The 26,011-nt window shown below is 70.3% G+C and carries 29 protein-coding genes; 17 read left to right on the forward strand and 12 right to left on the reverse strand.

Annotated elements, in window-relative coordinates:
• The first annotated feature begins 187 nt into the window (after positions 1-187).
• The 3 genes from NE236_RS19760 (at position 188) to NE236_RS19770 (ending at position 2,323) form a co-directional block, all read left to right on the forward strand.
• Positions 188-334 (forward strand): hypothetical protein, encoded by a 147-nt coding sequence (locus NE236_RS19760; protein ID WP_252843506.1) that lies wholly within the window; start codon positions 188-190, stop codon positions 332-334.
• Entirely contained in the window at positions 331-858 is a 528-nt protein-coding gene (locus NE236_RS19765; protein ID WP_252843507.1) for a PH domain-containing protein, read from the forward strand. Before NE236_RS19760 ends, NE236_RS19765 begins: the two co-directional genes overlap by 4 nt.
• Positions 859-991: 133 nt before the next feature.
• Positions 992-2,323: a helix-turn-helix domain-containing protein gene (locus tag NE236_RS19770; protein ID WP_252843508.1), complete on the forward strand. Its 1,332-nt coding sequence runs from the start codon at positions 992-994 to the stop codon at positions 2,321-2,323.
• Positions 2,324-2,371: 48 nt separating this feature from the next.
• Here the strand turns inward: NE236_RS19770 and NE236_RS19775 are convergent, their stop codons facing one another.
• Together NE236_RS19775 and NE236_RS19780 are read right to left on the reverse strand one after the other, a co-directional pair.
• Positions 2,372-3,205 carry an EamA family transporter gene (locus NE236_RS19775; RefSeq protein WP_252843509.1) on the reverse strand — a complete coding sequence of 278 codons (834 nt, stop codon included), beginning with the start codon at positions 3,203-3,205 and terminating at the stop codon, positions 2,372-2,374.
• A complete protein-coding gene (locus NE236_RS19780) occupies positions 3,202-3,849 on the reverse strand; it encodes a B3/B4 domain-containing protein (protein ID WP_252843510.1) in 648 nt (215 codons plus the stop codon). Before NE236_RS19780 ends, NE236_RS19775 begins: the two co-directional genes overlap by 4 nt.
• 76 nt (positions 3,850-3,925) lie before the next feature.
• Here NE236_RS19780 and NE236_RS44545 point away from each other — a divergent pair, with 76 nt between their 5' ends.
• On the forward strand, positions 3,926-4,483 hold the full coding sequence (locus NE236_RS44545) for a helix-turn-helix domain-containing protein (RefSeq protein ID WP_252843511.1): 558 nt from the start codon (positions 3,926-3,928) through the stop codon (positions 4,481-4,483).
• 30 nt (positions 4,484-4,513) lie between these two features.
• Here NE236_RS44545 and NE236_RS19790 read toward each other — a convergent pair whose 3' ends face one another.
• Positions 4,514-5,476: an aldo/keto reductase gene (locus NE236_RS19790; protein ID WP_252843512.1), complete on the reverse strand. Its 963-nt coding sequence runs from the start codon at positions 5,474-5,476 to the stop codon at positions 4,514-4,516.
• A gap of 230 nt (positions 5,477-5,706) precedes the next feature.
• Here NE236_RS19790 and NE236_RS19795 point away from each other — a divergent pair, with 230 nt between their 5' ends.
• The 3 genes from NE236_RS19795 (at position 5,707) to NE236_RS19805 (ending at position 7,743) form a co-directional block, all read left to right on the forward strand.
• Positions 5,707-6,072 carry a nuclear transport factor 2 family protein gene (locus NE236_RS19795; protein WP_252843513.1) on the forward strand — a complete coding sequence of 122 codons (366 nt, stop codon included), beginning with the start codon at positions 5,707-5,709 and terminating at the stop codon, positions 6,070-6,072.
• Positions 6,073-6,251: 179 nt separating this feature from the next.
• Positions 6,252-6,704: a hypothetical protein gene (locus NE236_RS19800; RefSeq protein WP_252843514.1), complete on the forward strand. Its 453-nt coding sequence runs from the start codon at positions 6,252-6,254 to the stop codon at positions 6,702-6,704.
• Between the two features lie 100 nt (positions 6,705-6,804).
• Positions 6,805-7,743, forward strand: coding sequence for an NAD-dependent epimerase/dehydratase family protein (locus NE236_RS19805; RefSeq protein ID WP_252843515.1), 939 nt, complete (start codon positions 6,805-6,807; stop codon positions 7,741-7,743).
• Positions 7,744-7,747: 4 nt separating this feature from the next.
• Here NE236_RS19805 and NE236_RS19810 read toward each other — a convergent pair whose 3' ends face one another.
• The 4 genes from NE236_RS19810 to NE236_RS19825 form a co-directional block, all read right to left on the reverse strand.
• A complete protein-coding gene (locus NE236_RS19810; RefSeq protein ID WP_252843516.1) occupies positions 7,748-9,265 on the reverse strand; it encodes a GNAT family N-acetyltransferase in 1,518 nt (505 codons plus the stop codon).
• A gap of 234 nt (positions 9,266-9,499) precedes the next feature.
• Positions 9,500-11,467, reverse strand: coding sequence for an elongation factor G (locus NE236_RS19815; protein ID WP_252843517.1), 1,968 nt, complete (start codon positions 11,465-11,467; stop codon positions 9,500-9,502).
• 260 nt (positions 11,468-11,727) lie between these two features.
• On the reverse strand, positions 11,728-12,498 hold the full coding sequence (locus tag NE236_RS19820; protein ID WP_252843518.1) for a MerR family transcriptional regulator: 771 nt from the start codon (positions 12,496-12,498) through the stop codon (positions 11,728-11,730).
• A 94-nt stretch (positions 12,499-12,592) separates the two neighbouring features.
• Positions 12,593-12,988 (reverse strand): nuclear transport factor 2 family protein, encoded by a 396-nt coding sequence (locus tag NE236_RS19825; RefSeq protein WP_252843519.1) that lies wholly within the window; start codon positions 12,986-12,988, stop codon positions 12,593-12,595.
• An 89-nt stretch (positions 12,989-13,077) separates the two neighbouring features.
• Between NE236_RS19825 and NE236_RS19830 the strand changes: the two genes are divergently transcribed.
• Complete coding sequence (locus NE236_RS19830) at positions 13,078-13,530, forward strand: MarR family winged helix-turn-helix transcriptional regulator (protein ID WP_252843520.1); 453 nt, start codon at positions 13,078-13,080, stop codon at positions 13,528-13,530.
• A gap of 226 nt (positions 13,531-13,756) precedes the next feature.
• On the opposite strand, the gene NE236_RS19835 is transcribed toward NE236_RS19830, so the two are convergent.
• Both NE236_RS19835 and NE236_RS19840 read right to left on the reverse strand, forming a co-directional pair.
• On the reverse strand, positions 13,757-14,512 hold the full coding sequence (locus NE236_RS19835) for a hypothetical protein (RefSeq protein ID WP_252843521.1): 756 nt from the start codon (positions 14,510-14,512) through the stop codon (positions 13,757-13,759).
• A gap of 51 nt (positions 14,513-14,563) precedes the next feature.
• Positions 14,564-15,088 carry an ATP-binding protein gene (locus NE236_RS19840; RefSeq protein WP_252843522.1) on the reverse strand — a complete coding sequence of 175 codons (525 nt, stop codon included), beginning with the start codon at positions 15,086-15,088 and terminating at the stop codon, positions 14,564-14,566.
• Positions 15,089-15,158: 70 nt separating this feature from the next.
• On the opposite strand from NE236_RS19840, the gene NE236_RS19845 reads away from it, so the two are divergent.
• Both NE236_RS19845 and NE236_RS45095 read left to right on the forward strand, forming a co-directional pair.
• On the forward strand, positions 15,159-16,142 hold the full coding sequence (locus NE236_RS19845; RefSeq protein ID WP_252843523.1) for a helix-turn-helix domain-containing protein: 984 nt from the start codon (positions 15,159-15,161) through the stop codon (positions 16,140-16,142).
• A 26-nt stretch (positions 16,143-16,168) separates the two neighbouring features.
• On the forward strand, positions 16,169-16,276 hold the full coding sequence (locus tag NE236_RS45095; protein ID WP_372494390.1) for a DUF397 domain-containing protein: 108 nt from the start codon (positions 16,169-16,171) through the stop codon (positions 16,274-16,276).
• Between the two features lie 77 nt (positions 16,277-16,353).
• Here the strand turns inward: NE236_RS45095 and NE236_RS19850 are convergent, their stop codons facing one another.
• Both NE236_RS19850 and NE236_RS19855 read right to left on the reverse strand, forming a co-directional pair.
• The gene (locus NE236_RS19850) at positions 16,354-17,310 is read right to left on the reverse strand and encodes a DNA polymerase III subunit beta family protein (RefSeq protein ID WP_252843524.1); all 957 of its coding nucleotides are present in this window, start codon (positions 17,308-17,310) and stop codon (positions 16,354-16,356) included.
• Positions 17,311-17,370: 60 nt separating this feature from the next.
• Positions 17,371-17,850 (reverse strand): MarR family winged helix-turn-helix transcriptional regulator, encoded by a 480-nt coding sequence (locus tag NE236_RS19855; protein ID WP_252843525.1) that lies wholly within the window; start codon positions 17,848-17,850, stop codon positions 17,371-17,373.
• A gap of 96 nt (positions 17,851-17,946) precedes the next feature.
• Here NE236_RS19855 and NE236_RS19860 point away from each other — a divergent pair, with 96 nt between their 5' ends.
• Positions 17,947-18,861, forward strand: a complete 915-nt coding sequence (locus NE236_RS19860) for a nitroreductase/quinone reductase family protein (RefSeq protein ID WP_252843526.1) — start codon at positions 17,947-17,949, stop codon at positions 18,859-18,861.
• Positions 18,862-18,937: 76 nt separating this feature from the next.
• Here the strand turns inward: NE236_RS19860 and NE236_RS19865 are convergent, their stop codons facing one another.
• Positions 18,938-19,531 carry a TetR/AcrR family transcriptional regulator gene (locus NE236_RS19865; protein ID WP_252843527.1) on the reverse strand — a complete coding sequence of 198 codons (594 nt, stop codon included), beginning with the start codon at positions 19,529-19,531 and terminating at the stop codon, positions 18,938-18,940.
• Between the two features lie 92 nt (positions 19,532-19,623).
• Here NE236_RS19865 and NE236_RS19870 point away from each other — a divergent pair, with 92 nt between their 5' ends.
• The 6 genes from NE236_RS19870 to NE236_RS19895 all read left to right on the forward strand — a co-directional run bounded on the left by NE236_RS19870 (position 19,624) and on the right by NE236_RS19895 (position 26,008).
• Positions 19,624-20,445, forward strand: coding sequence for an SDR family oxidoreductase (locus NE236_RS19870; protein WP_252843528.1), 822 nt, complete (start codon positions 19,624-19,626; stop codon positions 20,443-20,445).
• A gap of 147 nt (positions 20,446-20,592) precedes the next feature.
• Positions 20,593-22,089: an MFS transporter gene (locus tag NE236_RS19875; protein WP_252843529.1), complete on the forward strand. Its 1,497-nt coding sequence runs from the start codon at positions 20,593-20,595 to the stop codon at positions 22,087-22,089.
• Positions 22,073-22,549 carry a pyridoxamine 5'-phosphate oxidase family protein gene (locus tag NE236_RS19880; protein WP_308209124.1) on the forward strand — a complete coding sequence of 159 codons (477 nt, stop codon included), beginning with the start codon at positions 22,073-22,075 and terminating at the stop codon, positions 22,547-22,549. Before NE236_RS19875 ends, NE236_RS19880 begins: the two co-directional genes overlap by 17 nt.
• A gap of 166 nt (positions 22,550-22,715) precedes the next feature.
• Complete coding sequence (locus NE236_RS19885; protein ID WP_252843530.1) at positions 22,716-23,954, forward strand: serine hydrolase domain-containing protein; 1,239 nt, start codon at positions 22,716-22,718, stop codon at positions 23,952-23,954.
• A 288-nt stretch (positions 23,955-24,242) separates the two neighbouring features.
• On the forward strand, positions 24,243-25,190 hold the full coding sequence (locus NE236_RS19890) for an ABC transporter ATP-binding protein (protein WP_252843531.1): 948 nt from the start codon (positions 24,243-24,245) through the stop codon (positions 25,188-25,190).
• Positions 25,191-25,225: 35 nt separating this feature from the next.
• On the forward strand, positions 25,226-26,008 hold the full coding sequence (locus tag NE236_RS19895) for an ABC transporter permease (RefSeq protein WP_252843532.1): 783 nt from the start codon (positions 25,226-25,228) through the stop codon (positions 26,006-26,008).
• Positions 26,009-26,011 lie beyond the last annotated feature (3 nt).

Raw genomic sequence — 26,011 nt, forward strand, 5'->3', positions numbered from 1 at the left:
GCCCCCTGAGGCGGCCCGTGCGGGGCGAGTCTCGGCCTCCCGGCCAGCCGCCGTACGCCGGCGGCCGCCGGATCGGGGCGATCCGGGCGGTCCGAACATCCAGGCGCGCGTCTCTTTGCGGCTGGAACGCCGCCTGGTGTACAAATTAAATGGGTCAGTGGGTCGGCCTTCAGGAGGCGGGGTTTCCTTGAAGAAGTACCTCACTCGGGCGGGCGAGGCCTTGACGGCCTTCTCGTTGCCGAAGTCCCGGGGTGCGGCGCAGATCGCCTCCGACGCGGCCGGCGGCCCGGCTTCGGCGAGCGATTCGCCCTCCGAATTCGTGAACGCGCTATGAGGCTGGTGACGCCGGGCGATTCGGCGCCCGCATCCATCCACCGGTACCTCCTGCCGCACGAGCATCAGGTGATCACCGTCCGGCGCCACCCCGCGGTGCTGATGACACCGATCGGTTTCGTGCTCGGCGGCCTCATCGTCGCGGGCGTGCTCAGCAACCTGCTGGCCAAGCAGGGCGGTGCGGTCGTCAGCTGGATCTGGTGGGCGTGGCTGATACTGCTGGCCTGGTTCGTGTGGAAGGTCGCTGAGTGGTCGGTCGACTACTTCGTCATCACGAACCAGCGCATGCTCCTGACCACGGGCCTGCTCACCCGTAAGGTGGCGATGATGCCGCTGTCGAAGGTCACCGACATGAGCTTCCAGCGGTCCATCACCGGGCGGATGCTCGGCTACGGCGAGTTCGTGCTGGAATCCGCAGGTCAGGACCAGGCGTTCCGCGTCGTCAGCTTCCTCCCCTACCCCGAACAGCTCTACCTCGAGGTCTGCAGCATGATCTTTCCGAGCAAGGACGACGCTGACGACTGATTCGACCCCCGCCTTGACCAAAACTTCTCCACGTTGTCCGTGTTGTTTGGGTTACTCTCCATGTGTGAGGTAGTGCACCCTACGAACAAGACGTAACCCATTACGGGTGAAGCCCTTCGGTAAGTGAGTCGAGATGCCGGGTCAAGGAAGCGTCGGTGAGCGAGTCCGTAACCTACGTCTGAGTAAGCATCTATCTCAGGCGCAGCTTGCGGGGACAGAGCTGTCCGACAGTTACATCTCATTGATCGAGTCGGGTAAGCGAACCCCGACGCCCGCAGTTGTCCGGCTGCTCGCGAGCCGACTGGGCTGCCTGCCTGAGTACCTGTCCGAGGGCATCGAGCCGGAGGAGCGCCTGCACCTGCAGGTGCGCGTCCGCCACGCGGAGCTCGCCCTGCTGGGCGGCGACGCCGACCAGGCGCTCCGATTGTTCACCGACATCCTCTCCGCCGTCGACAACGACCCGGACCTGGCCAAGCGCGCCCACTGGGGTCAGGCGCGCGCGCTGGAGGCCCGTGGGGACGGCGAAGAGGCGATCAAGGCGCTGGAAGAACTCCGCGAGGAGGCCGGACGAGACCGCGGCCGGGCCGGCTGGCTGCCGGTCATCGTCGTCCTCGCCCGCTGTTACCGCGCCGCCGGCGACCTCGGCCGTACGATCGCGCTCGGCGAGTCGGCCCTCGAACGCCTCGCGGAGCTGGGTCTGCTCGGTGGCGAGGAGGCGGCCGAGGTCGGACGCACCCTCATCGCGACCTACCTCGATCGCGGTGACGCCACGCAGGCGCGGACGCTCGCCGAGCGCCTGCTCACCGCGTCCCAGCCGGACCCCACCGTCATGATCATGGCCTACCGGAAGGCCAGCCAGCGAGCGCTGGAGGAAGGCGCGGGAGGGGAGTCCCTCTATCTCGCCGACCAGGCGCTCGCGCTGCACGCCGGCGACATCCTCACCACGGCACAGGCCCGGCTCCGCGTGGCCTCGGCGCGCAGCCTCCTGCCCGCGGACGCGTCGCCGGAGTCCGCGAAGCAGGCCCTAGAGCTCCTGCGCTCGGCTGAGCAGGCGCTGAGCGGCGTCGACGCGGCCGAGTGCCTCATCGAGACGGCCCGGTCCAAGATGGTGCTCGGAGAGCCCGGTGCCGCCGTCACGATCGCCCAGCGGGTGCTGACCGAGCTGAGTTCGCACCCTGGCGGTTCGGTGACCGTCATCCGTGCCCGGCTCATGCTGGCCGAGGCGCTGGTGGCGACCGGCGAGCGCGAGGAGGCGTTGACGGCGCTGCGCGCCACCGGTGACGAGCTCGGTTCGCTTCCGCCGTCGCGGGCGACCGCGCGGGTGTGGCGAGAGCTGGGCGACCTGTTCGGTGCGGCGGGAGACAGCGAAGGGATGATGAACTCCTACCGCAAGGCGCTGGAGTCCGCCGGCCTGCGTTCCAGCCCGCAGCATTCGAACGTCGTGGCCCACCTCGGCAGCCGCTGACCCGACGCGCCGGGCCGACCGTTCGCGGTGGGCCCGGCGTCTCGTCGTTCAGCCGGTCGTGACGAGGCTCACGCCGGCGACCGCGATGACCAGGCCGACGCGTTGGACCGGCCGCAACCGCTCCCCGTACACCAGCCGGGCGAGCAGCACGGTGCTGGCGGGGTAGAGCGAGCTGAGCACCCCGGCCACGCTCAGCGTCCCGGCCCGGGCGGCGAAGACGTACAGCGCGTTGCCGAGCATGTCGAGCCCGCCGGCCAGCAGGGCGACGCCGAGCGTGCCGCGGTCCTTGAGCAGCGGGAGAGGACCGCGGCGGGTCACGACGGCGACGACGAGCACGACCGCGAGGCCGGACGCCTTGGAAGCCGCCAGCGGCCACAGGGTGCCGTCGTCGCCCAGATGGATGATCACGAAGAACAGGCCGAAACACGTCCCCGCCACGGCGGCGAGGACGGGACCGCCGGTGAGCCGGATCGGCCCGGCCCCGCGCTCGACGCTGACGAAGCAGATGGCCACGAGGCACAGGACGATCCCGGCGATCGTCGTGAGGCTCAGCCGGTCGCCGCGGGCGATGCCGACGGCCGCGGGCACGACGGCGGCCATCAGGCCGGACACCGGGGCGACCACGCTCATGGGCCCCATGGCCAGCGCCCGGTAGAAGACCAGCAGCCCGCACCCTCCGGCGATCCCGGAGGCCGCGCCCCAGCCGAGCGCCTCGGCGTGCCAGTGCCCGCCGAACGCCGCCACGGGCAGGAGCAGGCACAGCCCGGCGGGGAGGCTGACCAGCAGGACCCTCAGGTCGTCGATTCGCCGCGAGGCGGAGCCTCCGCAGAAGTCACCGGCGCCGAAGGCGATCGCGGACAGCAGGGCCAGGACAACGATCACGGTTCGATCAGGCGCGTACGGATGACGGCGCCGGGGGCGACGCCGGTGAGCGTTCCGGCCAGCGCCTCACCCGCCGCGACCAGCCGGTCCATCGGGTACGGCTCCAGCCGCTCCAGGATGAACAGGGCGTTCTTCGTCCGCTCGGTGATGCGGGTGCGGGTGCACTGGCGCCAGTTCCAGCGGCGGCAGGTCACTCCCGTGTCGTCACGCCAGATCACCTCGCCGGGCTCCGGCTGCTCGACGACGGCCTCACCGTTCTTGACGGTGTCGAAGGGCTCGTCACCCGTGGCGCGGACGAGCCGGGCGGGCCCTTCGTACGCGTCGAGGTCCTCGCCGCCGATGGGCAGCTCGAACCGTACGCTGATCGCGTTGTAGGCGTCCACCACTCGATTGATCTCCGGCAGGTCGCCCCGGCGCAGCAGGGCGTCGACCGACGGTCGCGCCCGCTTGGGGTTGACGCCGAAGCCGCGGTACGCCTCGCGCCAGGCCTCCACGTGGTCGCCGTCGACGCCGTCGGCCGGTGTGACGTCATCGGTGCGGCCGTCCGACGGCCCGTTCGCCAGCCCCTCCGCGGTCATGAGCAGCACCGCGAAGTCGGGCCGCAGGGCCTGGACCGCCTCATCGATGGCGATCTGGTCGAGCATCGGACAATCTCCCTTCCCGTTCGGTCGGTTCAGCATACCGTGCGGTTCAATGGAATGACCATCTAGGGTGTCCTCCGTGACGGACAAGGTCGGCGACGCGGTCGCCCGCACCGTACGTTCCCTGCGCGCCGCCCACGGGTGGAGCCTCGACCAGCTCGCCGCGCGGGCAGGGGTCAGCAAGGGCGTCCTGGTCGCTCTCGAACAGGCCCGCGGCAACCCCAACCTGGGCACGCTCATCCGGGTGTCGGAGGCGCTCGGTGTGCCACTGACCAGGCTCGTGCAGGTCGAGGAGGCGCCGCCGATCCAGTTCTTCCCCGCCGGCCGTCACGTCGTCCTGTGGCACGGGCCCTCCGGCGGCACCGGCACGCTCCTCGCCGGTAGCGACCCGCGGCCGTCGGTCGAGCTGTGGCGCTGGGTGCTGCGCCCGGGCGAACGCCGCGACAGCGAACCACACACGCCCGGCACCCGGGAGATCGTCACCGTGGACTCCGGACGGCTGGCCCTCACCGTGGACGCCAGCCGTACGGAGATCGGCACGGGCGACGCGGCCGTCTTCCACGGCGACCGGCCGCACTCGTACGCCAACGAGGGGGATGAGGACGTACGCTTCGTCCTCGCCGTCATGGACCTGTGACCGCCGGGCCGGACGACGCCCGTACGGAACTCAGTAGCGGGCGCCGACCGGCGGGGGCACGGCGTCGAGCTCGATCAGGTCGTCCTCGGTGAGGTCCACGCCGGCCGCCCGGGTGTTCTCATACAAGTAACTCTGCCGTTTGGTCCCCGGGATGGGGATGACGTGGCCGCCCTGGGCGAGCGTCCAGGCGATGGCGACCTGCGCGGGGGTGACCCCGTGCCGTTCGGCGACCCTGCGCACGACGTCGACGATGCGCAGGTTCAGCCGGAGCGCCTCCCCCTGGAAACGCGGCAGCCTCCGGCGGAAGTCGGTGTCCTCGAACTCCCCCGTGGTCACCGCGCCGGTGAGGAAGCCCCGGCCCAGCGGCGAGAACGCGACGAACGCCGCGCCGTTGGCTGCGCACCAGCCCACGACGTCCCCCGGGCCGTCGGCGCGGCCGTCACCGAGCGCGTCGCGGGTCCACAGCGACAGCTCCGACTGGATCGCCGCCACGGGATGGATCCGGTGCGCATCCTCGGCCTGCGCGACGGTCACCTCCGACAGGCCGAGGTGATGGACCTTGCCCTCGGTCACCAGCTCGGCCATGGCTCCCCACGTCTCGGCCAGCGGCACGTCCGGATCGACGCGGTGCAGGTAGTACAGGTCGATGACGTCGGTGCCCAGCCGCCACAGACTCGCGTCCACACCCGCGCGGACGTGCTCCGGTGAACCGTCGCGGATCATCCGCCGCGTCTTCGGGTCCACGACCAGCCCCACCTTGGTGCCCAGCACCACGAGGTCGCGGATCCCCTGCAGGGCGCGGCCGACGAGGCTCTCGTTGTGCCCGGCGCCGTAGACGTCACTGGTGTCCAGGAAGGTCACCCCCAGGTCCACGGCCTCCCTGATCAGCGCGACCGACCGACGATCGTCCCGCTCCGATTCGGTGTACGCCCAGCTCATGCCCATACAGCCGAGCCCGACCGCGCCCACCTGACGATCCGCGAATCTCCTCATCCCGGGTGAATCCTTCCTGGGGTCAGGCCACGGCCTCCCGCGCGGACGAGAGCCGCATCGGGGAAGGGAGTCTCGATATACCCGGGACTCGGGGATTCGACGCCGAGCCCCGCGCAGCGAGCGGCGCCCCCACTCCGGGTCCGGAGCGGCCGGGCCGTTACCTCCCACGTAATCGATCTTCCGCTCGTCCCTTGGCATCTTTGCGGCATCGGATCTACGGAAGGAACGCAATGAGCGACATCAACGAGCTGGTCGGCCGCTACCTCGACACCTGGAACGAGAAGGACCCCGCCGCCCGCCGCGCCGCGGTCGAGGCACTCTGGACCGAGGACGGCACCTACGTCGACCCGCTGGCCGACGTGGCGGGCCACGAGGCCATCGACGCGGTGATCGGCGCCGTGCAGGCGCAGTTCCCCGACTTCGTCTTCCGGCCCGGCCCGGCGGTCGACGCCCACCACCAGCTGGCGCGGTTCACCTGGGAGCTCGGCCCGGCCGGGGCCGAAGCGGTCGTTATCGGCTTCGACGTGGTGGTTCTCGCGGAGGACGGCCGGATCCAGAACGTCCACGGCTTCCTCGACAAGGTGCCCGCCGTCTGACCCGAGCCGACGCGGGATCCTCCCTGCGGGCCGGCTCGGCGACCGCCGCGAACAGGGTTCGGCATAGGTCCTGAGCCTCATTGGGGACGTCTCAAATCAGGACCTCGAACTCTGTTCGACTTCGTGAGCCGATCACTATTTTGGCTGAGGTCAAGTGCCCCCAGGGAAATGAGATCAGGTTGAGAGCAGTCATCCGCGCCGCCATCGCCACCGGAGCGATCGCAGCCATCGCCGGCCTCACCGTCCCCGCCGCCTCGGCGACGACGAGCGGCCCGTCCAAGCCGCCGCCCGTGCCCGGGAACCACTGCCAGTGGACGAAGCCCAAGGTCTGCAGCACGCAGTGGACTCGAATTGTCAGCAAGAACAAGAGGGTGCGGATGTTCAAGGGGTACGCCGGGATCCGGGTCAAGGGGAAGTCGTCCGTCAGGGGCAGGATCGGCGTCGCCTTCAGTAACCCCAGAGGAGGCAAGACCGTCATCCATTGGAAGAAGGGCTACGTCACCCTCGTCAATGGAGGGAAGGTCGCCGAGTCCGGTGCGTGGACGTGCCCTACCGGCGATTACGCGCAGACTGTCTGGCACACCGCCGGCGGCTCCAACTGGTACAGCAATGTTGATCGCTGTGGCTCCTGACCTGCTGGGCGATCGGGGCTAGCTAGACGGCACCGGCCGTATCGGTGCACCTCGCGGGGTCGAGGCCGTCAAGAGCGTGGATCGCCTAGGCTTGCCGAACATGCGCATCCTCGTGACCGGCGGCGCCGGCTTCATCGGCTCTCATCTGACGGACGCCTTCCTCGACAACGGTGACGAGGTGGCGGTGCTCGACGACCTGTCCCGTGGCCGGCCGGGGCGCCTCGACCCTTCGGTCGTCGTCCACAAGGCGAGCATCACGGACGCCCCCGCGCTGCGCGCGGTCGTCGAGCGCGTACGGCCGGAGCTGATCTGCCATCTCGCCGCGCAGATCGACGTCCGGGTCTCCGTGGACGCCCCGGCCGACGACGCGGTGGTCAACGTCGTCGGCACCGTCAACGTGCTGGAGGCCGCCCGTACGGTCGGGGCCCGGGTGCTGTTCGCGAGCACCGGAGGCGCGATCTATGGCGTGGACGCGCCGGTGCCGACGCCCGAAGACGTCGCGCCCGGGCCGGAGGCGCCGTACGGCACCGCGAAGTACTGCGCCGAGCAGTACCTCGCCCTGTACAACCGGCTGTACGGCACCCGGCACGCCGCGCTCCGCCTGGCCAACGTCTACGGCCCCCGCCAGGATCCCGCCGGCGAGGCGGGCGTGGTCGGCATCTTCTGCGGCCGCGCCGTTCGCGGGGAGCGGCCGACGGTCTTCGGCGACGGCCACCAGACCCGCGACTACGTGTACGTCGGGGACGTCGCGGAGGCCTTCGTGGCGGCGGCGCGGACCGACCGGCCGGGCGTGTGGAACATCGGGACGAGTCGCGAGACGAGCGTCCGCGAGCTGATCGCCCTGCTCGGCCAGGCCTCCGGCCGTGAGCTGGACCCGGAGTTCTCCCCGGCGCGCCCCGGCGAGCTGCAGCGGAGCGCGCTGGCGATCGACAGCGCCGCGCGCGACCTCGGCTGGACGCCGCGGACCACGGTCGCCGAGGGCATCGAGTCGGTCTACCGCTGGGTGGAGTCGGGCTCGCCCGACCGCGCCGGTCGCTGACGGATCACGGCGCGATGCGGTAGTGGTAGGTGTACGACCGGGTAAAGCCGGCGTTCCGGTAGAGCCGCCACGCCGCGTCGTTGTCCGCCTCGACCTGGAGGTAGAGCCGGTCCGCGCCCTGGCCGGCGGCCCACCGGGCCCCGGCGCCGAGGATCGCGGTGCCGACGCCCTGGCGGCGCAGCTCAGGGCGAGTGGCCATGCAGAAGGCGCCCGCCCATCCCGCGTCGGCCACGAACAGTCCCATGCCGGCGGGCCGCCCGTCCCGCGTCACGCTCGCGAACCCGACCTGCCCGGGAATGCGGGAGATCACTTTCTCGCCGACCGCGTCGGTGTCCGCGTGGTCGTCCAGCTCGGTGAAGGCCCGCAGCCAGCGCTCGGGGCCCGCGTCCAGGTCGACGGGGACCGTTTCCGCGCGCGCCGTGGTGGCGACGACCTCGTCGGTGAAGGCGGTCAGCACGGCCGTTCTGGCCTCCCGGCGGTAGCCTCGCCGGTCCAGGAACGTGTCGAGGTCGTCGAGGCCGGCACCGACCTGGATCGCGACCGGCCGGTCGCGCTCGCGGTAGAACGTCTCGATGTCGCCGATCGTCGTCTCCCCGCCCGCCAGGGGTGGCACCGCGGAGTTCGAGCGGCGCCGCCGGACGCCCGGAGTGTGCCGTAGTAGCCAGCCCGCGTGTTCCTCGGCGGACCCCGCCGGCCAGGCCGCGCGGGCCCGGGGTTCGACGACCCCGGCGACCGACCAACGGCAGGCCTCCACCATGGAAGGGATCAGGTCGGCGAGGAGGTCCTGGTCCTCGGGCCGCGCGGGCTCGTACTCGGTGATGCCGAGACCGGCCACCTCGAACCGCCGCGCGAGGGCGGTCACCATCGCGAGCAGCCGGTCCGGGGTGAGCCCCCCTGGTGCGGGCACGCCGACGGAGCGGAAGACCGCCGGGTCGAGGACGTCGAGGTCGATGTGGACGTACACGGCGGATGCGTCGCCGACCGCCTCGACGAGCCCCTCCGGGTCGGTCACCGTGGGGATGCCGGTGGCGGCCGCGTAGTCGCGTTCGGCCGGGTCGAGGTCGCGGACTCCGGCGAGCACGACCTGGCGTGGTTTCAGCGGGCGGCCGGGCACCAGGTCCGCCGGCCCGTCGCCCAGCAGCGTGCGCAGGACCATGCCGTGGAACGCTCCGGACGGCGAGGAGCCCGGCGTGTTCAGGTCACCGTGCGCGTCGAACCAGACGACGGCGAGCCGGTCACCGTACCGGCGCGCCGCCGCGGCGATCGGCTCCAGCTCGACGCCGCAGTCACCGCCGAGCGTGACGGCGAACCGGCCGTCGGAGCGTTCCAGCGCCGCCCGGCACCGCAGGGCGTTGACGGCCAGTGCCTGTGGGCCCGCGTGGTCCGCGACGTCGACGCACACCCGCCGGCCGGCGGGCATGAGGTCGCTCAGGAGGCGGGCTCCGGCGCGGAGCCGGTGTGCGGTCACCGACGACGACCCCTGCCACTGCGGCACCTCGACGACCGTCACATCAGGCCGCATCGGCTCGTCACTGTCCAATCGGGCTCCCAGGAACGTCGTCGAGCGCACCTCCCGCCTGGCGCAGCAGGTCCGGGGTCATCCTATGGAGCCGACCGGTCGTCCCGCCGATCCGCCGTCGCCCTCGGCAACGTCGGCCCCGACCATCGGCCCAATCGGTCTCCCCCGAATTGGTCCTTACGGCCCGACCAATGTGCTCCCTAACCTGGCGGGGTGACTACCCGCCCAGGCGCCCCGTCACCCTGCCGCCGCCGCGCCGGTCACGGGACTCGGCCGGCGCGGAGCGGCTCCCTCGACGCGGCGGTGCCCGGCGAACTCCGACAGGAACACCCCTTCTCCCCTGGTCTGGCCCGGCAGTCGCCGCCCGAACTCGTACACCCGGCCGAGGGGGAGCACGCCCGTCACGTACGCGGTGCCGGACCGTACGGTCAGATCGGTCGGGGTCCCGCCGGCCTCCGCCAGCGCGGCCGACACTCCGCTGACGAGGTCGGACGGCACCTCGAGTTCGACGTGGGCGACCGGCTCGCACACGTGGGTCCCGGCCTGGCGCAGTGCCCTCTCCAGCAACCGGGGCGTCAGCGTCCGGAAGTCACCGGCGGTGGTGACCGGGCTCTCGTAGCCCGAGTGCGTCAGCGTGACCACGCAGTCCGTGACCTCCCAGCCGTGCGGCCCGCGCCGTAGGGCGGCGCGCACGCTGTCCTCGATGGCGGTGTGGAAGGCGGCGGGCAGCGATCCCGGCTCGACCTCCAGGCGGTACCGCACGCCGGTCCCGGCCGCGGCGGGCTCGATCCGGAAGCCGGCGGTCGCGCACACCTCGTGGTCGCCGTGCCGGTCGATCTCGTGGACCGCCACACCGACTCTGGCGAGCCGCTCGAGGTAGACGACCCGCGTCTCATCGAAGGTGACCGCGATGCCCTCTTCGTCCTCGAGCTGGGCCTTGAGCACCTCTTTCTGGACCTCCCCGTACAGCAGCACGGAGATCTCGCGGTTCAGGTCGTCGACCCGAATGTTGATCAACGGGTCCTGTTCGGCGAGCCGTTGCAGCGCGGCGTGCAGCAACGGCGCGTCGGACGGGCGCACGCTCCGTACGACGGTCTCCAGGGCCGGCGGCGCGAAGTGCGCCTCGTCCGCTCCGTCGCCGGGGCCGCCGACCCGGTCACCGATACGGACGTCCTTCAGCCCCCAGAGCTTCACGATGTCGCCCGCGCCCGCCCGGTCGGCCGGAACCGCCCCGCCCTGGTCGAAGACCTGAAGTGCGGTGACCTTTCCGATGTGCTCCTCCCACGCGGCGGCGTCGTGAACACGGTCCGGCCGCCCGCCGCCGCGGTGCAGGGTGACGCGCTCCCGGACGCCGATGGACCCGGAACGCAGCCGAACGTACGCGGCCTTCCGGCCGGAGGAGTCACGTTCGATCTTGAACACCGTGCCGGACAGCCGTTCGTCCCGGCTGCCACCGGCGGGCGGCAGGAACTCGCGGATGCCGCGTACGAGGTCGGCGACGCCCACGCCGGTCGCGGCCGCGCCGAAGAACACCGGGTGCGCCGACGCCCGGCCGGTCTGCTCGACGAGCCGGCGCCGGCAGTCCTCCGCATCGACCCGGCCGTCGGCGCGGACGTAGGCCGTCAGGAACGAATCGTCGGTGTCGGCCAACACCTCCACCACCCGGTCGAGGTGACCCGCGTCGTCCAATGCGTACGGCCGGGTGGCGGCGTCTCGGGTGCCCCGGTTCGTGACCGTGCTCATCGCCACGGCGCCGTGCGTCAGCCTGCGGGCGATGTCCCCGACCAGGTCACCATGCCTGGCCCCCATCCGGTCGATCTTGTTGACGAAGATCAGCGTGGGGATGCGAAGCCGGGTCAGCACGCGCATGAGGACTCTCGTCTGCGCCTGGACGCCCTCCACGGCCGAGACGACCAGCACCGCGCCGTCCAGGACTCGCACCGCGCGTTCGACCTCGGAGATGAAGTCGGAGTGGCCAGGCGTGTCGATCAGATTGACCTTCAGGTCGTCGATGGTGAACGAGACCACCGCCGACCGGATGGTGATCCCGCGCCGCCGCTCCAGCTCCATGGAGTCGGTCTGGGTCGTGCCCCGATCGACGCTGCCGGGCTCGTCGATGACGCCGGCGTGGAACAGCAGCCGCTCGGTGAGCGTCGTCTTGCCCGCGTCAACATGCGCGAGCACCCCGATGTTCAGGGTCGTCATGAAGCGTCGTCCTCGATGCCGTCGAGTGATCTTCCGTCGTGATGACCTCTGACCACTGGCGCATCGCCGAGCCTCATTTCCTCGTACGGACGACGACGGCGTCCACGCGACGCCGATGCGGCCGGAGCCTAACAAGGGGTTCTAGAGGAGGCAGCTCATTATTCGCCGGGGGCGCTCGCGGCACTGTACGGACCGGCGCCCCGCATCCCGGAGGATCTGCAGCTCCTCCGGGAGACCGGCCGTCTCGGCCGGTGAGCCCGTCAGCTCAACCGGGCGCGGGCATACGCGACCATCGCGTCACGCTGGAACTCGGCCAGGCCCTCGGTGATCTTCTCGTGGTTGTCGCGGAACCGGGCGTCCTTCACGTACATGTCCCCGAGCTTCGGGTACGCGCAGGCATCCGGCTGCCAGAACCGGCTGACCGACCGGTAGTGCCAGTCGACCTCGTCCAGGACGACCGGGTCGTCGGGCGCCGCACCGGCGACCTTGAGCTCCCCCATCCGGACCATGTGCGCGGTCATCTCCCGCTGCCAGGTCTCCATCTGCTCCGGGGTGAAGCCGGCCTGGACCTGTTTGCTCTGCTCGTACTGCTCCGGCCACCGCTCGCGGGCCTCGTCCTCGTACTGCGAGGCGTCGAACCCCGCGAAGAGGTTCTCCGGCCGGTTGATCTTCGGTGCCACGATGTCACCTCCTCCTTCGAGTTCGGCGATGGTCCGGGCCACGGTGTCGGCGAGCACGCCGAGACGGTCGCGCTCGGCCAGCAGCCGGACGTGATGGCGGCGCAGCGCCGCCACCGTGCTCGGCTCCGAGTCGATCGCCTCGGCGATCTCGGCCAGCCCGACGCCCAGCTCCCGCAACACGAGGATCTGCTGCAGTCGCAGCAGCTGCTCCTCCTCGTAGTAGCGGTGGCCGTTGACCCCGACGTACGCGGGAGCGAGCAGGCCGATCTCGTCGTAGTGCCGGAGCGTCCGCGAGGTCACCCCGGACATGCGGGCGACGTGAGCGATCGACCAGGCCATGAGCCGTCCCATTCACCGATGCGGCCGGGCGTTCCGGCCACGGCTTCGACGATAGGAGTTGACGTAACGGCAACGTCAACCCGCGCACGGTCGCGGCGGATTCCGGTCAGGCCGGGGAGAACTCCCAGATCGGGCGGACCGCCACCCGGGAGATCCGCCATCCGTCGGAGGTGCGGGCGGCCTCGAGCCGGTACCGCTCGCCGAGGATCCGCTGTCCCGTGGGTGCCGCGAAGACGACGAGCAGGTTGGCGTCGATGGCGGCCCTGTCGCCGTCCACCTCGATGAGGGGATTGGTGATGAAGTGCTGCGTCGCCACGTCGTCTGGATGCGATCGGCGAGCCTGCTCGGCGAGGGCATCGATACCGTGCACCGAGCCGCCCGGGGTGTCGGCCGTCGCGTCCTCGGTGAAGACGGTGCGCGCCTCGTGGAACCGCTTCTCGTCCAGCCACGTCCCCAGGCGGGTGACCAGGTTGACGAGCAGGGCATTGTCGGTCTGCGCCATGACACACCTCAATTTGTGGGTGACACCAACATTGGTGCGGCCAACGATAGCATTTATCGTGGGGATGGCCAACGATTAGACTGTGATCCATGACCGCCGAAGACACGGTGCCGACGCGCCTGAGGCAGGCGCCCAGCTGGTTGCTCGGCCAGGCCTCCATCCACGGCCATCGGCTGGTGACCGAGCACTTCGCCTCCGCCGACGCCCGGGGCTACCACTACCGATTGCTCGCCGCCCTGCAGGAGTTCGGGCCGGCCAGCCAGGCCGCACTCGGCCGCTGCACCGGCGTCGACCGCAGCGACGTCGTCGCGGCCCTGAACGAGCTGGCCGACAAGAAGTTCATCGAACGCTCCCCCGACCCGGCCGACCGCCGGCGGAACATCGTCACGATCACATCCGCCGGCACCGACCACCTGGAACACCTGACCGGCGTGCTGACCCAGATCCAGGACGCCCTGCTCGCCCCCCTTTCGGCCGCCGAACGCGAGCAGCTGACGCACCTCCTCACCCGCATCGTCGACCACCACACGTCGCGCCACTGAGCGCCACGTTGACCTCGGGAAAATCGCCCTTTCGGCGGGGTCGAGAACGGCGATAACCCCAAACTCAACGTTGCCTCGGGCGTGGCAACGATCGGAAACCCAGGCCGGGCGGGGCGGCTTCGCGCTGTTCGGGGTCAGGTCACGCAGGCCGGGCATGGCGCTTCGACGAGCTTCCCGGTCGGCTCGCCGATACCGCCGAGATTCACGACCGTCCTGGGCGGCCCGGCTAGCCGCCGAGCGAGGTAGGGCGTCCGGATTTCCAGAGCTCGGAGACGTGGTAAGAGAAGCGGTCGTAGAGCCCCTCGTCTTGGTGCCGCCGGATGTGCAGCATCGGTGAATCGTGTCCGACGAGCCTCGCCAGGTGCGGAGTAACGAGCATCTCTTCGTCGAAGATGAAGACGCTCATGGCGATGTGATCGTCGCTGAAGCGGGCCTCGATACCCGGAATTCCGGACAGCTTGGAGAGTTCGTCGAGCGTGACCCTGATCCGCGTGCCGACCGTCAAGGGCACCGCTTCGACCTCTTCGCGGTGCCGCGTGACCTCGCTGTCCGGGTCTCCGATCAAGAATCTGATCGAGCAACCGCGCTCGGCCTTGCGGCGCAGTACGCTTCGCAGGCTCGGGTGCTCCAACCACAGGAAGTAGTTCGTATAGCCGGCAAAGGTCAGCTCATTAGTGGCCTTTGTGATCAAATCCCGCCATACGGACTTCGGGCACGCGGATCGGAACGGGTACACGCTGACGATCTCTCGATCCGGTCCGGTCTTCACGGTATTGCGGATGGCGTCCGGCCACAGCATCGACTCATCAACTCCAAGGGCCTCGCAGGCAGCCCAGCGGTGGCGGGGATGCGGCGTACGACCCTCCTCGCCTACCCACCGAGTCACCGCCTTCCACTTGGCACCTTTTGGCCAGGTCCGAATCGAGTAGCCAGAGACGCCGAAGTTGTCCGGCGCTTCCGCGCGGCGGATGTCCCTCGACATGGATCGTGTCGATGACGAGTTGGGGTGCGACGAGTTCCCGCTCGATGCCCGTCACGTCGGCACTCCGATCTGCTGGAGTTCGGCGGCTGTGAGCTCGGCGTCCGGTGCGGCGACGATGACGTGCACGGTCTTGCCGTGCTCGGCATAGGTCACCCAACGTGCGGCGGCCACGTGGTCGACGATCGCCAGGCCGCGCCCATGATCGGCGAGTTGGCCGCCCTTGTCTGACGCCGGCAGAGGCCGATGGTCGGGATCGGTGACGGCGAGGAAGGTCCACCGGTTGCAGGCGGCGACGTCCAAGCGCAGGGGCAACGCGTCGTACGGCCAGTCACGCAGGGCGCGGGCCGCGTTGACCGCATTCGTGGCCAATTCGGACACGACGAGGCGGATCAGATAGGCGTGATCGACGTCGAGGGTGTGCCCGGACACGACATCGCCGGCGAAGCAACGGGCGCGAGCCACGGATTCCGGCTCGGCCCGAAGCGCGATCCAGGACGGCCGGTACGGGCCGGCGATGGCGGGCCAGAGGACGGTGGGAGATGCGGCGCGGTCGACGACCACAGGGTCAGGTGTCACGGGGGATCAGCTCCCCTTCAGGGCGCCAGGCTCGATCACCTAGCGAGACGGGACAGATACGTTCCGTATCATGAACCCTCTGGAGCTAATTCTCAAGAGGAGAGTCCATCCAAGAGCTTTTGTGCCGGAGACGCTCTTTTCCCTTACAGCGCGTTACGCCTGCCCTACGATCTCCGGTAACAGCGAAGGGGGTCCGATGGCCGAGCGCATCAGCCCGACACTGCGCCGTCGGCGACTCGCGGCACGGCTACGCCAGCTGCGCGAGCAGGCCGGGCTGAAGGTCGAAGAGGTCGCTCGCGTCGTCGAGTGGACACCGTCCAAGGTCGTCTGGATCGAGGGCAATCGCGGCAAGCGGCCGAACCCGCGAGACGTGCGGGATCTGTGCGACGCCTACGGAGTCGGCGACGAGCGAGAGCGCGAGTACCTCGTACAGCTGGCGCGCGATGGCCGCCAGCGCGGCTGGTGGGATCCGTACGACGCGATGCTGTCGGAGCGGTATGCGACGTACATCGGGTTGGAGGCAGAGGCGGCCGAGGTGTTGAACTTCGAGCCGCTGATGATCCCGGGCCTGCTCCAGACGGCGGACTATGCCCGCGCACTGTTCCGTGGCCCCTTCTCCGAAATCGGTAAAGAGGAGGCGGAGGCGCGCGTCGAAGTTCGGCTGAAGCGCCAGGAGGCGCTTCACCAGAAGCCACCGCTGCGCCTGGTAGCGATCCTCGATGAGGCGGCGCTACATAGGCAGGTCGGCGGTCCCGACGTCATGAGGGCACAGCTGGAGCATCTTTTGGAGGCGACGAAGCTGCCCCGGGTGACGATCCAAGTGATCCCGTACGGCGCCGGTGCCCACCCGAGCATGACCGGAGGCTTCGCCGTGCTCAAGTTCCCCGAGCCGGATGACCCGACAGCGGTCTACGTGGACACGCCCGCCGGGCAGCTGTTCATCGAGGAGCCTGGGGAGATCGACCGCTTCCAGGTGGCGTTCCAGCATCTCCTTGGCTCGGCGGCCAGCCCCGGGGATACGATCACGCTGCTCGCCGACATGGCGAGAGCCTGATCGCATCCGACCCGAGAGAAACGCAGATGTCCAACCCCCGTAAGTTGATCGACGCCGAATGGCGAAAGTCCAGCCGGAGCAGCCAAGAGGGCCAGTGCGTCGAAGTCGCCGAGGTTCGCGTCGGCAACGAGTAGTCCCGAGAAGCAGGAAAGCCGCCCGTCGACCGACGGCGTGATGTGGCGGCGGAACATCCGGCGATCAACACAGGTGGTCACCGGACGCTCGCCTCGACCGCCGGCAGCAGCACATCCGGGTCGAACGCGATGCGCAGCGGCGGGCCCGTACGAACGGCGCGGAGCGCGGTCTCGGCCGTTCCGTGGCGTACGACCAGTCCGTGCCGCTCGTCCGTGCACAGGATGACCGGCCCCTCGTCGGCGAGGACCCTTCGGAGGGCGTCCCGGTCGACGATGAGCCGGTGCCGGGCGGCCGGAAGGTCGTCCAGGATCACGCGGTACGAGGGGAACGTCCCGTCGGCGGCCGGGATGTCCCGCTGGTCGCCGCCACCGTGGACGCGGACGCCCCGGCCGTCGATCTCGATGCCGACCTCCGGCAGGCGCACGGCCCAGGACGCGACCTCCTTCATCGTCGCCACGTCGACCAGCGCATCGCGCGGTCCGCCGGTGACGGCGGTGGGGCGCAGCACCCGGACGGCCAGCCGGTACCGGTCGGTGGCCACCAGGCGTACCTCCTGGCCCGTGAGCTCGACCAGCACACAGCCGAGCACGGGGAACTCCTCCCGTACCGCGCCGCAGGCCGCCGACGGCGCCACCTGACGGACCGCGCCGGCCAGCTCGGCCCCGCCGACGCGGGCCTCGCCCCGCCCCGCGTCACCGGAGAGGTCGCGGAGGATGTCGTCGATCGCCGCCTGGGCCGCCGCGGCCGTGGCCCGGGTACGGCGCGCGTGCCGCGCCAGCACCGCACGGGCCTCCTCGGGGCTGCCGTCGAGGACCACCGACGCGTCGACCAGCGGCAGCCCGGCCTCGCGGAGCCGCCGCACGAGGACGGCGCGCGGCTCCTGGTCCGGGGCGTAGTACCGGTATCCCGTCGCGGGGTCCACGCGGGCGGGCCGTAGGACGCCGCAGTCGTCGTAGAACCGCAGGGCGCTCGGGGTCAGCCCCACCCGGCGGGCGAAGGCCCCGATGCTCACCAGCGCTTCGGTGTCATCCATGCCGGCCATCGTGCGCCTTCGACCCGCTCGAAGGTCAACCCGGCAGGGCCGGGCCGCGGATCACTCCGCCGGACCCGAGACCAGACTCTCGTACGTCTCGATGGTCCGGACGAACATCGCGCGCTCCTCCGGGGACAGCGCGTCGAACGCCGTGCGCCAGGCCTTCGCCCCGTTGGCTAGCCAGCTCTCGATCGCGGAACGGGTCTCCGCGTCGTCGGTGAGGTCCACGATCGTGCGGCGGGCGTCGGCGGGGTCGGAGCTCCGTCGAAGGACGCCCTGCTTGGTCAGGTCGCTGACCATGAGGCTGACGGTGGTCGGGGCGACCTGCAGGCGGGAGGCGAGCTCGCCGACCGCCATGGGCCCGTCGAACAGCAGGTACGCCAGTAGCGACAGGTGCCGGGGCGCCAGGTTGAAGGACCGTAGCCGTTCGGGGATCGGTGTGCGCTTGAGCCGCGCGGCCAGGCGCGGCATCAGCAACAGCATGGCCCGGACCGCCTCGTCCGCGCGCAGGCCGGGCTCTGGCGACTGCTCCGTTGACATCCCCGCGATCATCCCTATACGTTTGCGATCAAATCATATTTGCTTTCAAAGCAAACATGTCTGGCGTCCACACGATATCGGCGGAGGTCTCTCTCCATGAGCGCAACCCCCTCGGAAACGAGCTGGAACGAACGGATCATCCGGGAGTTCCGCGCGAACAACGGGAAGGTCGGCGGGATGTTCGACGGCGTCCCCCTCGTCCTGCTGACCACGGCCGGCCGGAAGACCGGACGGCCGCACACCACCCCCGTCGTCCACCTCCGCGACGAGGGCCGCCATCTCGTCTTCGCGTCCAACGCCGGCCGGCCGAACCACCCCGACTGGTACCAGAACGTGCTGGCCAACCCCCAGGTCACGATGGAGATCGACACCGAGAAGGGTCACGTCCGACCCCTCGCCACCCGGGCGGTGGCCCTCGACGGCGACGAGCGGGATCACTGGTACGAACGGCAGTGCGCGCTCGATCCGGCCTTCCGCCAGTACCAGGAGAAGGCGGCCCGGAAGATTCCCGTGGTGGCCCTGTACCCCCTCGACCTGTCCACCGACGCCGCGCGCAACCGGATGATCGGTGAACAACTGATCCGCCACCACGACGAACTCCGCGCCGCACTGCGCGACGTACGGGGCCGGATCGACGATCTCCTCGCCGGCGGACCGGGGCTCGCGGACCCCGGCCGCCCGGCGGACCTGGCCGCTCAGCTGCGCCGGCACTGCCTGACCTTCTGCCACGACCTGCAGATGCACCACACGCGCGAGAACGGCGCGTTCTCCGCCTTCGAGGACGAGTTCCCCGACCTGGCACCCGCCATCGAGCGGCTGCGGGCGGAGCACCAGGTGATGGAGAAGGCCCTGACAGACTTCGAGACCCTCGTGGAAGAAGGGCCCTCCGGCCGCGACGTCGAGCGTTTCCGTGCGCAGCTCGACCGCGTGGTCGCCGGCCTGGAGGACCACTTCGCGTACGAGGAGGCGAACCTCCTCCCGGCGGTGGGCGTGACGCCCCCGCCGCGATGAGCCACGGTCAGGAGCGCCGGCCGGGCGCGCCGACAGCCGGATCTCCCGGAGCGGTTCCCTCTTTCTTCCGGGGCGGTCAGACCAGCGAGTCGATCCAGCGCTCCAGCCGCGCGCCCTCCCGCGCCATCAGCTCGGGGTCACGGAAGGTGTTGGTGAGCAGCGAGATCCCCTGATAGCTGGCGATCAGGGCGACCGCGAGGTCACGGGCGTCGGTCCGGCCCATCTCGCGGAACTGCCGCTCGCCCCAGTCGAGCAGGATCCGCATGACCTCGGCCGCGGTGCGGTCGAGGCCGTCGGCCCGTTTGTCGAGCTCCGAGCTGAGGGTGCCGAAGGGGCAGCCGAACTGCGCGGCGAGTTCGCGCTGCTCCACCCACCCGCCGATGAGCGCCTTCAGCCGGTCCTGCGGGGCGGGGAGCTGGTCGAGTGAGGCGATCATCGCCTCGAGGCTCTGCGCGTGTGCGCCGATGGCCGCCTCGACCAGCTCGTCCTTGGTCTTGAAGTAGTAGTAGACGTTGCCCACGGGGACGTCGGCCGCCCGCGCGATGTCGGCGAGCGTCGTCTTCTCGACGCCCTGCTCGTGGAGCATCCGCACCGCGGCGGCCGTCAGCCGCTCTCGTTTGCCGCGCTTGGTGGCGACCTCACCGCTGCCGCTTCTCTTCGAGTCAGTCACCTAACTAACTATAGACAACCGCCGATGGATTGGCTATGGTCCTTCTCAGTTAGCCAACTAACTCAGTACGGATCGATCGACAGGAGAAGGCCATGATCGTTATCACGGGAGCCACCGGGAACGTCGGAGCTCGCCTCGTGAGCATCCTCGCCGCGACCGGCGAGCAGGTGACGGCGGTCTCGCGCCGCGCCCCGGCCACGGATCTGCCGGAGGGCGTCCGGCACGTGCCGGCCGACCTCGACGACCCGGCGAGCCTCAAGCCCGCCCTCGACGGAGCCGACGCGCTGTTCCTCCTCGTCGCCGGACAGGACCCGCAGGGCATCCTCGACGCCGCACGGGCGGGCGGCGTCCGCCGGATCGTCCTGCTGTCCTCCCAGGGCGCGGGCACCCGGCCGGAGTCCTACCGCCACCCGCGCGCCTTCGAGGACGCCGTACGAGAGTCGGGCCTCGAATGGACGGTCCTGCGGCCGGGCGGTTTCGACTCGAACGCCTTCGCCTGGGCCGAGATGGTGCGGTCGAAGCGGATGGTCGCCGCGCCGTTCGGCGACGTCGGCCTGCCGACCGTCGACCCGGACGACATCGCCGAGGTCGCGGCCGTGGTCCTGGTCAAGGACGAGCACGCCGGCCGGACGTACGAGCTCACCGGACCGGAGCCGACCAACCCGCGCGAGCGGACCCAGGTGATCGGGGACGCCCTCGGAACCCCGGTGACGTTCGTCGAGCAGACCCGCGCCGAGGCACGGGCGCAGATGCTGCAGTTCATGCCCGAGCCGGTCGTGGAGGGCACCCTCTCCATCCTCGGCGAGCCGATGCCCGCCGAGCAGCGCGTGAGCCCCGACATCGAGCACCTTCTCGGCCGCCCGCCCCACTCGTTCGCCGACTGGGCGGCCCGCAACATCGCCGCCTTCCGCTGAGCCCCCGCCCCGGTCTCGCGCCCGTACTCGCCCCGCGGGGGTGGGGGCGCGAGACCGGGCCCTCTCGACCCGACGCCGTCCGGCACGGCCGTCCCCATGCACTCATCCGGCCGGACGACGAGCCCGGCCTCATTTCAAGGAGCACCTGTGTCGATTACAGAAGCGCAACCCCGATCCGGGACGGCGTCACCGCCGCGCTCACGGGCCGCCGGCCATCCCGGACTGATCCTGGCGTTCCTCTGCGTCGCCGGGTTCATGACGTTCCTCGACGTCTCGATCGTGAACGTCGCCCTCCCGTCCATCGAGCGGGACCTCGGCGTCTCCGAAAGCTACCTGCAGTACATCGTCACCGCCTACGGAACGGTGCTCGGCGGGTTCCTGCTGCTCAGTGGGCGCCTCGCCGACACCTTCGGGCGTCGCCGCATCCTGCGGGCCGGCCTGATCGTCTTCGCGGCGGCGTCCCTCCTCGCGGGGGTCGCCCAGGGTTCCACCATGCTGATCGCCGCCCGCGGCCTGCAGGGACTGGGAGCGGCGTTCATCGCCCCTGCAGCCCTCAGCCTGCTGACCAACACGTTCGCCGAGGGCCCGGAGCGCAACCGCGCGCTCGGGATCTGGGGCGGGCTCAGCGGCATCGCCTCGGTCGCCGGAGTGGTCCTCGGCGGGCTGTTCACCGAAGGACCCGGTTGGCGGTGGATCTTCTTCATCAACGTGCCGATCGGGCTGGCGGCCGCAGCGATCGCGCCGTTCGTCGTCCCTGAGAGTCGCGCCGAGAAGCGGCCCCGTGCCTTCGACACGGCAGGTGCCGTCGTCCTCACCGCAGGCCTGATGCTGCTGATCTACACCCTGGGCCAGACCGTCGACGTCGGCTGGACATCGGCTCGGACCATCGGCGGTCTCGTCGTCACCGGCGTCCTCCTGGCGGCGTTCCTGGTGATCGAGCGGCGGGCCGAGTCACCGCTGATCCCGCTCGGCATCTTCCGGCTCCGGGCCCTCCGAGCGGCGAACATCACCGCCGTGCTCCTGTTCGGCACGCTGGTGACCCTGTTCTTCTTCGCCAGCCTGTTCATGCAGCAGGTCCTGGACTACTCGCCGATCCGGACCGGCCTGGCCTACGTCCCTCTCGCCATCATCGTGTCCGTCGGCGCGGGGATCTCCTCGAAACTGGTGACCAAGATGGCGGCCAAGCCGGTACTGATCACCGGCATCGTCATCACCGTCGCCGGGATGCTCATGCTCTGGCGGTTGCCCGTCCACGGTGGTTACGTCAGTGACGTCCTGCCGGCGTTCCTCCTCGCCGGGCTGGGCCTCGGCATGTCCTTCGTGCCGCTGCAGGTCGCCGCGTTCGCCGGGGTCCGCAAGACCGAGTCCGGCCTGGCCGCCGGGCTCATCAACACCAGCCAGGAGGCCGGTGGAGCGCTCGGCGTGGCCATCGCCGCGACGATCGTCTTCAGCCGGGTCCCGGCCCTGACCAAGGCCGCCCACGGGGACCCCGCGCTCGTCCTGGCGGCGCGGGCGAGCGTCTTCCACGAGGCCTTCCTCATCGCGGCCTGCTTCGCGACGGTGGGCGTCCTCGTCGCACTGTCGCTGCCCAGGCTGAGGGCGCCGGAGCACGCGAACGGAGAATCCGTTGTCCCCGTCGCGTAACGACCGCACGGCGTACCGGTCGCGTGAAGGCCGCACGGTGTCCCGGCCGGGTGACGGCGGGGCGAACGCCAAATCCCTCCCGCTGCCGGCCTCGGCCGAGGCGTTCCTGACCGAGCCTCACGTGTGCACGCTGACGACCCTCCGCCCCGACGGCACCCCGCACGTGGCACCCGTCCGGTTCACCTGGGACGCCGCGACCGGGACGGCGCGGGTCATGACGGTCGCCTCACGCCGCAAGGCCGGGAACCTCCTGGCCGCTCCCGGGACCCGCGTGGCGGTCTGCCAGGTGGCAGGCTCCCGCTGGATCACACTCGAAGGCCCCGCGACCGTGTCCGACGACCCCCGCCGACTGGCCGAGGGCGTACGCCGATACGCCGACCGCTACGGGTCACCACCGCCCGCCCCGTCCGGTCTGGTCGTGATCGAGATCGCGGTCGACCGGGTGATGGGCCTGTACTGAGAGCGCGCCCGGCTCGTGAGGAGGCCATGCTGCCGCCGACCCCTCGACTCGGCGGTTCGGTGGTCTTAACTCCACCCTCAACTGTGGTGCAGGTGACCGTGCCCCCAGCAGGTCCGGAATGGCAGTTTTGGTGGGCACGCAGCCGACCTCGCAGGGAGACGAACAGATGACGGGCATATCTCGACGCCGCGCGGCGCTGGCCCTGGCCGGTGTGACCTCACTCGCGGTCACCACCATCACGGCCGGGACCACCGCCGGCGCCGCCAGTCCGATCGCCGCGGAGCGAGCCGCCGACGTCACGGCGACCGGACTGGACCCGGCAGCCCTGCAGAAGGCGATCGACATCCAGCCGAACGATCACCTGGCCGGAGTCGTCGCCCGCGTACGACAGGGGACCGGGCGGTGGGCCGGACAGGCGCCGGACAGCGTGACCGGCAAGCCCATCCCGCTGAACGCCCATTTCCGGGTGGGCAGCATCTCCAAGACATTCGTGGCCACCATCGCACTCCAACTCGGCGCCGAGCACGTCATCGACCTCGACCACACCATTCAGAGCTACCTGCCCGGGCTGCTGCCGGACCAGTATCAACCGATCACCATCCGGCAGCTCCTCAACATGACCAGCGGTCTTCCGAGCCCCGGCGAAGGCGCCCCCGCCGAGACCGTCGATCAAGTGATCGCGCACCGAGGCGACTACCAGACCCTCGACCAGCTGATCCAGGGGACCCTGCGCCCCGAGGACCGGCCGTGGCCTGGTCCGCACTTCGCACCAGGCACAGAGCAGTCGTACAACACCCTGAACTACCGGATCGTCGCCGACCTCATCGAGAAGCGAACCGGGCACTCGTACGCGGACGAACTCGCCACCCGGATCCTCCGCCCCCTGCGACTGACGCAGACGTTCCCGGACGTCTCACCGGCCGGCCGGGTCCGACCGATGCCACGCCCCTACCTGCACGGATACGTCCCCGACAGCAAGGGAACGCTCGTCGACGTCAGCCAGCAGGCCGGCGACGACTCGGGCATCATCTCGACGCCGGGCGACATCGACCGTTTCTTCACCGGTCTGTTCGGCGGCGAACTGTTGCGGCCGGCGCAGTGGAGGGAGATGGTGACCGTGCCGGACGTCGCCTATGCCGACCCGAGCGACTGCGTCATCGGACCCGACAAGGGGAAGGCCTGTTACGCCCTCGGCCTCGAACGCATCAGGCTCAGTAACGGAACGACACTGTGGGGTAAGACCGGGCATGACCTCGGCTACGCCGGCGCGTTCTTCCGCACCTCGACCGGATCCGGTGATGGCGACCGCCGCATCTTCTACGCGGTCGCCCAGACGTCACTGAGCGGCGGTACGCCTCCCACGGCCCCGCGCCTCGCCGGCGCCATGGGGATGCCGCTGTCCTGACCCGGCGAGCGGGTGGCAGGGGCTCCTCGGCACATGAGCATGGCGTGTACCGACGAACACGCAGGCTGCCGCCAGCGCACGGGGCGGCGGCCATCCAGCGGCTGATGGGTTCACGATCACGGTTCGCGGGTCAACCGATCGGTGGATCGGCTCAACCGTCCGGCCCATCCGGTGTTTCAGCCCGTGACCTCCGGGATTTCGCCGGGCGGTCGATACCGCGTCCGGGCGGATTTCGCGAGGCTGAAGGCACAGGACCGCGATGGACCGGAATGCCGGGAGGGTGACCGCATGCCAGCAGTGATCGAGGTGCAGAACCTGCACAAGAGCTACGGGGACACCGTGGCGGTCGACGATGTCTCCTTCAGCGTCCAGGAGGGGGAGATCTTCGGGATCCTCGGCCCCAACGGCGCGGGCAAGACCACGACGGTGGAGTGCGTCGAGGGGCTGCGCAGGCCGGACCGGGGTGAGATCAGCGTGCTCGGCTTGGACCCGCAGCGGGACCGCGCCGAGCTGACTCAGCGGCTCGGCGCGCAACTCCAGGACGGCGAGCTGCCCGGCCGGCTGAAGGTCGGAGAGGCGCTCGCGCTCTACAGCTCCTTCTACCGGACCCCGGCGGACTGGCGTGCGCTGATGGACACGCTCGGGCTCGCCGACAAGAGCTCGACGAGGTACGGGAAGCTGTCCGGCGGCCAGAAGCAGCGGCTCTCGATCGCGCTGGCGCTGGTCGGGAACCCGCGGGTGGCGGTGCTCGACGAGCTGACCACCGGCCTCGACCCGCAGGCCAGACGCGACACCTGGCAGCTGATCGAGGACGTACGCTCCCGCGGCGTCACGATCGTGCTCGTCACCCACTTCATGGAGGAGGCCGAGCGGCTGTGTGACCGGATCGCGCTGATCGACACCGGCCGCGTCGTCGCGGTGGACACCCCGGCCGGGCTGACCGAACGGGTCCAGACCGAACACCGGATCCGCTTCCAGCCGTCCGTGCCGTTCGACGACCGGCTGCTGACCAGCCTGCCCGACGTGACCAGCGTCATCCACCGGGGCGATGTCGTGGTGGTCACGGGCAACGACAACGCGCTGAACGCGGTCACCTCCGTGCTGGCCCGCAACAACATCGTGGCGCGGCAGCTGCGCGTGGAGCAGGCCAGCCTGGAGGACGCCTTCGTCGCGCTGACCGGCAGGCACCCGGAAAGCGAGCAGCACGCGCGCGAGAGCCGGCCCGGCCAGAACTAGCCGACCCGGTCAGACCAGGATCAGGAGGAATGCTCATGTCCGTCACCGCCACCGCATCACCACCGGCGGCCGCGTCGCGTCCCGGGCTCGGGCGGCTCACCGTCACCGAGCTGAAGCTCTTCATCCGCGAGCGGGTCGGGCCCATCTGGGGCGTCGGGTTCCCGCTGCTGCTGCTGATCATCTTCGGCAGCATCCACTCCTTCAACAAGCCGCAGAAGGACTTCGGCGGCGCCACCACGCTCGAGATCTACGTGCCCGTTCTGATCGTGTTCTCGATCGCGATCCTCGCGCTCAGCGCGCTGCCGATGGTGCTGGCCGGCTACCGGGAGAAAGGCATCCTGCGCCGGCTGCAGACGACGCCGATGGGTCCGGTCCGGCTGCTCACCGCCCAGCTCGCGGTCAACTTCGCCGTCACGGTGGTCATGGTGATCGTGATCCTTGTGGTGGCCAGACTGGGGTACGGCGTGGCCCTGCCGAAGCAGCTCGCCGGGTTCGCCATCGCCGTGCTGCTCGCCGCCGCCGCGCTACTGGCGGTCGGCCTGTTCGTCGCCGCGACGGCCGGGAGCGGGCGGGCCGCGCAGGCGATCGGCACGATCCTGTTCTTCCCGATGATGTTCTTCGCCGGCCTGTGGGTGCCCATCGCACAAATGCCCAAGCTCCTGCGCTACATCAGCCACGGCACCCCGCTCGGCGCGGCGGTCCAGGCGCTGCAGGGGGCTGCTGAGGGGCACTGGCCGCACGCGCAGCAACTGCTGGTCATGGCGGCGTACGCGGTGGCGTTCGGGCTGGCCGCGGCTAAATTGTTCCGCTGGGAGTAGGTT

It is taken from the genome of Actinoallomurus purpureus (genome assembly GCF_024055795.1).
Taxonomy (GTDB): Bacteria; Actinomycetota; Actinomycetes; order Streptosporangiales; family Streptosporangiaceae; genus Actinoallomurus; species Actinoallomurus purpureus.

Bases quoted from the DNA above. Each gene is read 5' to 3' on its own strand.
- NE236_RS19765 (WP_252843507.1), top strand. From the start codon at position 331: ATGAGGCTGGTGACGCCGGGCGATTCGGCGCCCGCATCCATCCACCGG.
- NE236_RS19770 (WP_252843508.1), top strand. From the start codon at position 992: ATGCCGGGTCAAGGAAGCGTCGGTGAGCGAGTCCGTAACCTACGTCTG.
- NE236_RS19780 (WP_252843510.1), bottom strand. From the start codon at position 3,849: ATGCTCGACCAGATCGCCATCGATGAGGCGGTCCAGGCCCTGCGGCCC.
- NE236_RS19790 (WP_252843512.1), bottom strand. From the start codon at position 5,476: ATGAGGAGATTCGCGGATCGTCAGGTGGGCGCGGTCGGGCTCGGCTGT.
- NE236_RS19795 (WP_252843513.1), top strand. From the start codon at position 5,707: ATGAGCGACATCAACGAGCTGGTCGGCCGCTACCTCGACACCTGGAAC.
- NE236_RS19805 (WP_252843515.1), top strand. From the start codon at position 6,805: ATGCGCATCCTCGTGACCGGCGGCGCCGGCTTCATCGGCTCTCATCTG.
- NE236_RS19810 (WP_252843516.1), bottom strand. From the start codon at position 9,265: ATGCGGCCTGATGTGACGGTCGTCGAGGTGCCGCAGTGGCAGGGGTCG.
- NE236_RS19815 (WP_252843517.1), bottom strand. From the start codon at position 11,467: ATGACGACCCTGAACATCGGGGTGCTCGCGCATGTTGACGCGGGCAAG.
- NE236_RS19820 (WP_252843518.1), bottom strand. From the start codon at position 12,498: ATGGGACGGCTCATGGCCTGGTCGATCGCTCACGTCGCCCGCATGTCC.
- NE236_RS19825 (WP_252843519.1), bottom strand. From the start codon at position 12,988: ATGGCGCAGACCGACAATGCCCTGCTCGTCAACCTGGTCACCCGCCTG.
- NE236_RS19830 (WP_252843520.1), top strand. From the start codon at position 13,078: ATGACCGCCGAAGACACGGTGCCGACGCGCCTGAGGCAGGCGCCCAGC.
- NE236_RS19835 (WP_252843521.1), bottom strand. From the start codon at position 14,512: ATGTCGAGGGACATCCGCCGCGCGGAAGCGCCGGACAACTTCGGCGTC.
- NE236_RS19845 (WP_252843523.1), top strand. From the start codon at position 15,159: ATGAACCCTCTGGAGCTAATTCTCAAGAGGAGAGTCCATCCAAGAGCT.
- NE236_RS45095 (WP_372494390.1), top strand. From the start codon at position 16,169: ATGTCCAACCCCCGTAAGTTGATCGACGCCGAATGGCGAAAGTCCAGC.
- NE236_RS19850 (WP_252843524.1), bottom strand. From the start codon at position 17,310: ATGGATGACACCGAAGCGCTGGTGAGCATCGGGGCCTTCGCCCGCCGG.
- NE236_RS19855 (WP_252843525.1), bottom strand. From the start codon at position 17,850: ATGTCAACGGAGCAGTCGCCAGAGCCCGGCCTGCGCGCGGACGAGGCG.
- NE236_RS19860 (WP_252843526.1), top strand. From the start codon at position 17,947: ATGAGCGCAACCCCCTCGGAAACGAGCTGGAACGAACGGATCATCCGG.
- NE236_RS19870 (WP_252843528.1), top strand. From the start codon at position 19,624: ATGATCGTTATCACGGGAGCCACCGGGAACGTCGGAGCTCGCCTCGTG.
- NE236_RS19885 (WP_252843530.1), top strand. From the start codon at position 22,716: ATGACGGGCATATCTCGACGCCGCGCGGCGCTGGCCCTGGCCGGTGTG.
- NE236_RS19890 (WP_252843531.1), top strand. From the start codon at position 24,243: ATGCCAGCAGTGATCGAGGTGCAGAACCTGCACAAGAGCTACGGGGAC.
- NE236_RS19895 (WP_252843532.1), top strand. From the start codon at position 25,226: ATGTCCGTCACCGCCACCGCATCACCACCGGCGGCCGCGTCGCGTCCC.